Raw genomic sequence first — 7,825 nt, forward strand, 5'->3', positions numbered from 1 at the left:
CGCTCGATGACCCGCACCGCACTGCTCCTGCTCGACTACCAGGTCGCCCTCGCCGAGGAGGGAGACCTCTGCCTCGCACCCCCGCTCGCCGCAGCCGTCCACGAGCGCGGCGTCCTCAAGACGGCGCGCCGGGTCCTCGACGCCGCCCGGTCCGCGGGGATCCCCGTCTTCCACGTCCGGCTCGCCTTCGAGACGACGTACGGCCTGCGCACGAACCGCCTTGCACGCTTCGCCGGCTATCCCGCGAACCGCACGATGCTCGGCGACTCGCCGGAGGCGCGGATCGTCGACGAGCTCGCGCCGGCCGACGGTGAGCCGGTCGTCGACAAGGGCTGCGTCAACCCGTTCATCGGGACGCCGCTTCGCGACGTGCTCGCGGCCGAGGGCGTCGGGCACGTCGTCCTCGGTGGTATCGCGACGCATCTCGTCGTCGAGTCCGCCGCCCGGCACGCTTCCGACTCCGGCCTGCAGGTCACGGTCGTCGAGGACATGTGTGCGGCCCCGGCGCCCGCCCTGCACGAGCACGCCGTCACTGCGACCCTTCCACTCTTCGGCACGGTCTCCTCGGCCGACGACATCATCGGGAATTGGGCATGAGCATGTTGGAAAAGGCGTACGACGTCGTCGTCGCCGGGAGCGGCATCGCCGGGCTCAGCGCCGCGATCAGCGCCCGGGAGTCCGGGGCGCGCGTCGCGCTCCTCGACCGCGCGACCGAGAAGGAGAGCGGCGGCAACACCCGCTACACCGAGGCGTATCTGCGGATGAAGTCGCTCGACGAGGTCGCCGACGGCCTCGCCGAGGCGATCGTCGACGACTTCATGGGCCACCCGGACCCGGGCATCACCGCCGACTCGGGTCTGGACTGGAAGCGCCGCAACCCGCTCCTGCGCGCCCACCCCGTCGTCGATCTCGACTACGTCGCCGCGTTCGCCGACAACGCGGGACCGACGCTGCGCTGGCTCGAGGGCCACGGCATTTCCTTCGCCGAACTGCCGACGCTCTTCCTCACCGTCTCGACGACCCGCCTCGCCCCGGTCGGCGGCGGGCTCGCGCTCGTCGAGACCCTCGGCCGCAAGGCCGTCGAGCTCGGCGTCGACCGGTTCTACGAGACGACCGCCCGCGACCTCGTCGTCACCGACTCCGGCGAGGTGACCGGCCTCGTCGCAACCGACGCCACCGCGGCCAGGGCCGTCTTCTCGGGCCAGGTCGTCCTCGCCTGCGGCGGCTACGAGGGCAACGCCGAGATGATGGCCCGCTACCACGGCGACAAGGGCATGACCTGCCGGCCGGTCGCCCGTGGCGGCAACTACAACAAGGGCGAGGGCATCGAGATGGCGATCGCCGTCGGCGCAGCGACAGCCGGCAACTTCAGCCTCTTCCACGCCGAGCCGGTCGACCCGCGCTCCGGCGACCCGGAGGCGGCGATCATGGCATTCACCTACGGTGTCCTCGTCAACGTCGAGGGACGTCGGTTCGTCGACGAGGCCCGAGGCCCGGTCGACGCGTGGTACGAGCGGACGACCCGTGACATCCACGCCCAGCCGACGGGCATGGCGTGGATGATCCTCGACGCCGCCGGCCAGGCGATCCCGAACCTGAAGACCGCGATCCGCACGGAGGAGAAGCCGGTCCGGGGCGACTCGATCACCGCACTCGCGAAGGCGATCGATGTCGACCCGGGCATCCTCGCCGAGACGATCGCGGCGTACAACGCGGCCTGCCCCGACGGTGAGTGGGACCCCACCCGGCCCGACGGACTCGCAACGACCGGCGTCACACCACCGAAGTCCAACTGGGCCCGGCCCATCTCCCAGGGACCCTTCGTCGCCTACCCCGTCATGGCCGCGAACGTCTTCACCTTCGGCGGGCTCAAGACCGACGCGTCCTCGCGCGTCGTGAACAAGGACGGCCGGATCATCCCGGGCCTCTACGCCGCCGGCGAGATGACGGGCCTGTACTACTCGAACTACACCGGCTCGACCTCGGTCCTGCGCGGTGCGACGTTCGGGAAGATCGCGGGCGCGCACGCCGCCACGAGGACGGTCTGACATGCGGATCTGGCACCAGTCCTTCACGGTCCTCGACGACGTACCGCACTACCGGGACGCCCTGGCGCGGCACCTCGCCTCGGTCGCCGCTCCGGGGACGGAGGTCGTCCTGCACGGGATGGCTCCCGGGACCTACCCGAGCGACTATCCGGGGACGCACATCCGGTACGCCTACCTTTCCGGGCTGCACAAGGAGCAGTTCGTCCACGCGGCCCTGAGCGCTCAGGACGAGGGCTACGACGCGTTCCTCATCGCGACGATCCCGGACACGGCGTACGAGGAGTGCCGCAGCCTCGTCGACATCCCCGTCGTGGCGCTCGGGCAGACCTCGGTCCTCCTCGCCGCGACCCTCGGCGGCACGGTCGGGATCGTCAACTTCATCGGCGCCCTCGAACCGCAGCTGCGCCGGAACATGCGGGTCTACGGCCTGGACCGGATCGTCGGGCCGATCCGCCAGGTCGCCGCGGAGTTCACCGACGTCATGGCCGCGTACGCGTCCCCGGACGGTTTGCTCGCGGCGTTCACCGAAGCGGCCCGCGAGGCGATCGCGGCCGGCGCGAGCGTCATCGTGCCCGGGGAGGGGCCGCTCAACGTCTTCCTCGCCGACCATGGTGTGAGCCGTGTCGACGACGTGCCCGTCCTCGACTCCCTCGGGACCTGCCTCCAGGTGGCGGAGATGCGGGCGCGGCAGTACCACAGCACCGGGCTCGTCGCCTCCCGCGTCGGCTTCCACCACGAGCAGCCGCCGCGCGAACTCGTCGACCGGGCGCGGGATTTCTATGGGACGAGCCGTGTCCCGGCCGGCGGGCGATGACCATGGCCGAGGACTTCGAAGTCGACGTCGTCGTCGCTGGGGCGGGGGCCTGTGGCCTGCTGGCCGGGCTCCGCGCGTCGGAGAACCCCGACCTGATCGTCGCCGTCCTCGAGAAGAGCACCCGCGAGGGCTGCAACGCGCAGGTGTCGAGCGGCAGCCTCGCCGCCGGGGGGACCCGCTTCCAGGCCGCCGCGGGGATCGAGGACTCACCCGCCCGGCACGCCGCGGACATCCTCGTCGAGAACGGCGACGAGCGGCACCGCCCTCTCGTCGAGGCGCTGACCGCGGTCGCACCCCGCTACGTCCACTGGATCGCCGACGCCCTCGGCTACCCGCTCGAGGTCGGCCTCGACATGACCCGGCACGGGATCTCCGTGCCCCGCCTGCACACCGACCCGCTGCGCCGCGGTGGCGGCCCGCTCGTCAGTCACCTCCGCCAGATCCTCGCCGGCCGCCCCAACGTCGCCCTCCTGGACGAGGCGCCGGTGACCGGGCTGCGGGTCGAGGGCTCGGGACCAAAGGCCCGGGTCATCGGGGTGACGGCCCGTCAGAGCGGCGCCGACGTGACCGTCTCCGCGGGGACGACGGTCCTCGCGACGGACGGCTTCGCCAGCAACCGGGCGCTCATGCGCGAGTTCTGCGCCGAACTCGGCGACCCGTTCCACGGCGGTGTGAGCACCGCGACCGGGGACGCCGTCGCGTGGCTGCGCGACCTCGGCGCCGAGTTCCGCAATATGGGCGCCTGCCTGCGCCACGGCCAGGTCACGATCCACGGCACCCGGGTCAACCCGAACCTGCCCTGGCTCGGCGCCGTCCTCGTGAACACCGGCGCCGAGCGGTTCGTCGACGAACAGGCGTACGGCTACTCGGGGCTCGCGCCGCACGTCGCCGCCCAGCCGAACGAGCGTGCCCTCATGGTCTGGGACGCCGAGGCCGACCTCGTCGCCTCGCACTCGGAGATGATGCGCGACTCGGCCAAGGCCAGGGCCCTCGGCAGTGCTCCGGACCTCGCGACTCTGGCCGCGGACGTACGCATGGACGCGCTCCTCCTCGATCGCGCCCTCGAGCCGCTCCCCGGCCGTCGTCGCCTCGTCGCTCCGTTCCACTACGCCTGGCTGACCCACGGCGTCCTCACGACCCAGGGCGGAGCCGCGATCGACACGCACGGCCGGGTGCTCCGGAAGGACGGCTCGGCCGTCGCCGGCCTGCGCGCGGGCGGCGGGACGGCCGTCGGCCTCGCGGGCCCGGACTCCTCCGGCTACAGCTCGGGCAACGGGCTGCTCGCCGCAATGGGCATGGGCTGGATCGTCGGCAACGACCTCGCCGCCGGTCTCGCCTGAGGCTCGCCCCGTCTGCTGCGAGGAGGGCCCGGCAACCACGGTCTTCCGCATGCCCAACACGGCAGAAAGGCCGAGGAGAAGCTGTGCCGTGACGACCGGATGACGGCCCGGCGCAGACCGAAGAAGGGGCAGCTCGTGTCCGAGGGCTGCCAGGAGTCGAAGAGGCCGCGTTCGAAGAAGTACCGGAAGACTGGTCCGGACCCGGCCGGCGCCGAGGGCTCAGGCCACCTCCTGGAGCACTGCTCCAGGAGGTGGCCTGAGCCAGGAATCCCCTCACCTTCAGGAAGGGGAGCAGTCAGATTCAGATGAGGTAGTCGCCGGTCGTCGCCTGCCATGCGGCGTACTGGTCGCCCGCCCTCGTCTCGAGGCTGCGCGAGATCCTGGCCGCGGCCTCCTTGAGTGACGCGATCCACCGGCGCACCTGGTGCGCGTCGGCCCCGCGGGGCAACTGGCCGAGCCGGAGGCACAGCACGACCGAGCCGTCCGGGCCGAGGACAGGTCCGATGATCGCGCCGAGGTCGTAGGTCTCGCCGTCGACGATCTCGCACGTCTCGTAGAACGGGGAGGCACTGGAGATCACGGCCCGGACGGCGCGCTCGCGGGCCGGCGTCAGCTCACCCCCGGCGTACTCCCGCATCGCGTCGGTGAGCTCGGCGTACTGCGGGCCGCCCTCGGGCTGGATCCTGGACATCGCGTAGCCGAGCTCGCGGACCGTCTTGAGGCGGCGGCGGTACTTCTCGGCGACCTCCGGCTCCTGCGAGGACGCGCGCCCCAGCCACGCCCCGATCGTCTCCTCGGGCGCCCACGCGATGTATGCCTCGCCGAGCGGGGGCATGAGCGGCACCCTCTGTCCGAGCTGCTCCTGCGGCCGGGCACAGCCGCCGAAGGCGCTCACCGCGGTCGTGAGCTCGTGGTCGTTGACCGCGACGAGGACGGCCGCCTCGCACCGGTGCTCCCGGGCGAGCCGCTCGACCGCTGTCCGCCCAACGTCGGCGAGCAGGACCGCCTCGATGAGCTCGGCGTCACCGCGCGCCGCGAGGCCGCGCGGCGAGAAGCCGCCGTAGCCGCCTTGGAAGAAGAGCAGCGGCGTTGCGGGCCGGGTCACCGCCATGTCCTGGACACGGCACAGTACGACGAGGTGGTCGCCGGCGGGGACGACCCGGTCGAGGGTGCAGTGGATGTGCGCGACGGCACCGTCGAGGGCGGGCGCGCCGTATGCCGACGGGGACCATGCGACGTCGTCGAACTTCCCCGGCCGCGGCACGGCCATCGTCCGGCACAGCTCGAGTTGGTCGTGCGCGAGGACGTTGACGCAGAAGGTCCCCGAGTCGCGCATGAGGGCGAAGGTCCCCGACGTCGTCTTCGGCATGAACGAGACGAGCGGCGGGTCGAGCGAAACCGACGTGAAGGTGCCGACGACCATGCCGACCGGCTCCCCCGACTCGGTCGTCCCGGTCACCACGGCCACACCGGTGGGATAGTGCCCCATGACCTCCCGGTAGTGCGCGGGGTCGACGGTTCCCGGCTCGCCGGTCTGCTGGGACTCGGTCACGGCGTCTCCTCACTGACCCATATCTCTGTAGCGATCACTACAATGAAAAGTAGAGAATCTGGTGCTGTAGCGCAAGACTTCGCATGCACCACAACGAGAAATGGCCAATGTCCGGACAGGTAAGAGATCAAGCTCTTCCGGAGTTGCTGCTACAGTGAAATCAGCCCGGCTGCTCCTGGCCCGGGCCCGGCAGCAGGGGGAGAGCAGAGCCGTGCCACGCAAGACCGACCGCCGTCACCGCCAGGGTGACGAGTCCCGGCGCGCGATCCTCGAGGCGACGCTCGAGATCGCGGCGCGCAGCGGCTACGACGGGACCTCGGTCGCCGCCGTGACCGAGGCGACAGGGCTGCCCGCGAGCTCGATCTACTGGCACTTCGGGAGCAAGGACAAGCTGCTCGCCGCGACCCTCGACTTCTCCTATCGGGAGTGGCGGGCGCTCGCCCCGACCTGGGCCGGCCCTGTCGAGAGCGGCTCGGTCGCCGAGGAGGTCGCGGCGCGGTTCCAGCGGGCCGCCGTATCGCTCACGACCTCGCCGGAGTTCTGGTCCCTCGGGCTCCTGCTCACGCTCCAGCAGCGACTCAAGGAGCCGGCCGCGCGCCGCCTCTACGCCGAGGTACGGCAGGACACCGAGAGCGCGATCGCGGATTGGTGGGTCCAGGTCCTCCGGCCCGAGGCCGTGACGGAGGATCCGTCTCTGCCGCGGCGCCTCGCCCGGTTCCACATGATGCTCATGGACGGTCTCTTCATGCATGTCCGCTCGACCTCCGGCCGCGACGTCAAGCGCGTCGTCGACCTCGCCGCCCGGGGCCTCGCCGAGCACCTCGTGCGGACAGGAGCGGCGGCATGAACCCGCAACAGTCGGCGGCCGAGCCCGAGTCGGTGTCAACGGAGGCGGCCCCGACCGCCCGATCTGCCGACCGTATCCTCACGGCGGCCGCGGAGCTGGCGAAGACCCACGGGGTGGCCGGCGCGACGATAGCGGCTGTGTGCCGCCGCTCGGGCCTGCCTGTCAGCTCGGTCTACTGGCACTTCGAGGACAAGGACGGACTCTTCGCGGAGGTGATCCGGCACAGCTTCGCCGAGTGGCTCGTGACGGTCCCCCGGTGGGAGGCCGAGGACGGGACGACCCTCGGGGAGGGCGTCCGCAATGTCGTGGGCGCGTCGTACCGGACCCTCGGCATGGTCCCCGACTTCATGCGTGTCGGGATGCAGGTCCTCCTCGAGAAGGCCGACACGTACGCCAAGACCCGCCGGGCGTTTCTCGACTGCCGGCTCCAGGTCAAGCGGATGATCTCCGCCTGGGTGCGCCGGGTCCAGCCGGGCGCTTCGGCGGACCGGGCCGATGACATCGCAACCCTCGTCGTCGCCTTCTCCGACGGCGCGGCCGTCGGCTCGCAGATCTACTCCGACTGGGACTCCGAGGAGTACGTCGACCTCATGTCCGGCGTACTCACCTGCCTTCCGCCGGAGGACACGGCCGCGGGCTGACCCGACGGGCGGCCGGTCCGCCTCCGCATGCGGCTTCGGTGGGCATGACCTCCACGTCTCCTGCCCTGTCGTCCCGTCGTCCGTTTTCGAGCAGTTCGCCGCCGCCGACGTTGAGTGTGCCGATTATTACGTCCGTGCAGGTCACCCCGCCGACGGCGATGATCGCCGTCTGCGGCAGGATCGGTCGTCGTGCTGCTTCGCCTGGCCTATCTGACCGTCACTCACGCCTTCGCCGCGCTGCGTTCGCTACCGATGTCCGACCGCGACAAGGACGCGGAAATCCTCGCGCTGCGGCATCAGCTGATCGTTCTGCAGCGGCAACTCGGCACCGAGCGGGTGAGGTTCGCCCCGACGGATCGGGCCTTCCTCGCCGCCCTGCTCGCCCCGCTGCCCCGTGCCACTCTGTGCCGCCTGCGGTTGCTGGTCAGCCCTGACAGTGCTGCGCTGGCATCGCGACCTGGTGAGAGGTCTTCACGCCCGCGTGAGCATCACCAGGCGGCGGCCTGGTCGGCCGCGGACCCACGCCTCGATACGCCGTCTCGTCGTGCGTCTCGCCCGCGAGAACAGCAACTGGGGGTATCGC

Annotated in this window: 7 protein-coding genes and 1 pseudogene; 7 read left to right on the plus strand and 1 reads right to left on the minus strand. The window is 71.3% G+C overall.

Annotation, left to right across the window (positions count from 1 at the left end):
- The first annotated feature begins 6 nt into the window (after window positions 1–6).
- The 4 genes from ACFU6I_RS29875 to ACFU6I_RS29890 are packed head-to-tail and all read left to right on the plus strand — an operon-like array spanning window position 7 to window position 4,202.
- Complete coding sequence (locus tag ACFU6I_RS29875) at window positions 7–597, plus strand: isochorismatase family cysteine hydrolase (RefSeq protein ID WP_384372274.1); 591 nt, start codon at window positions 7–9, stop codon at window positions 595–597.
- Window positions 594–2,048: an FAD-dependent oxidoreductase gene (locus ACFU6I_RS29880; protein WP_384372276.1), complete on the plus strand. Its 1,455-nt coding sequence runs from the start codon at window positions 594–596 to the stop codon at window positions 2,046–2,048. The genes ACFU6I_RS29875 and ACFU6I_RS29880 overlap by 4 nt, the downstream gene beginning before the upstream one ends.
- A gap of 1 nt (window position 2,049) precedes the next feature.
- Window positions 2,050–2,862, plus strand: coding sequence for an aspartate/glutamate racemase family protein (locus tag ACFU6I_RS29885; RefSeq protein WP_384372278.1), 813 nt, complete (start codon window positions 2,050–2,052; stop codon window positions 2,860–2,862).
- Between the two features lie 2 nt (window positions 2,863–2,864).
- Complete coding sequence (locus ACFU6I_RS29890) at window positions 2,865–4,202, plus strand: FAD-binding protein (RefSeq protein ID WP_384372280.1); 1,338 nt, start codon at window positions 2,865–2,867, stop codon at window positions 4,200–4,202.
- Window positions 4,203–4,503: 301 nt separating this feature from the next.
- On the opposite strand, the gene ACFU6I_RS29895 is transcribed toward ACFU6I_RS29890, so the two are convergent.
- A complete protein-coding gene (locus ACFU6I_RS29895; RefSeq protein WP_384372282.1) occupies window positions 4,504–5,754 on the minus strand; it encodes a flavin reductase in 1,251 nt (416 codons plus the stop codon).
- Between the two features lie 211 nt (window positions 5,755–5,965).
- Between ACFU6I_RS29895 and ACFU6I_RS29900 the strand changes: the two genes are divergently transcribed.
- The 3 genes and pseudogenes from ACFU6I_RS29900 to ACFU6I_RS29910 form a co-directional block, all read left to right on the plus strand.
- Window positions 5,966–6,601, plus strand: a complete 636-nt coding sequence (locus tag ACFU6I_RS29900) for a TetR/AcrR family transcriptional regulator (protein ID WP_384372284.1) — start codon at window positions 5,966–5,968, stop codon at window positions 6,599–6,601.
- On the plus strand, window positions 6,598–7,242 hold the full coding sequence (locus ACFU6I_RS29905) for a TetR/AcrR family transcriptional regulator (RefSeq protein WP_384050882.1): 645 nt from the start codon (window positions 6,598–6,600) through the stop codon (window positions 7,240–7,242). The genes ACFU6I_RS29900 and ACFU6I_RS29905 overlap by 4 nt, the downstream gene beginning before the upstream one ends.
- Window positions 7,243–7,431: 189 nt before the next feature.
- Window positions 7,432–7,825: pseudogene (locus tag ACFU6I_RS29910) on the plus strand (hypothetical protein); the annotation flags it as partial.

The organism is Streptomyces sp. NPDC057486 (assembly GCF_042802415.1).
Classification (GTDB): domain Bacteria; phylum Actinomycetota; class Actinomycetes; order Streptomycetales; family Streptomycetaceae; genus Streptomyces; species Streptomyces yanii.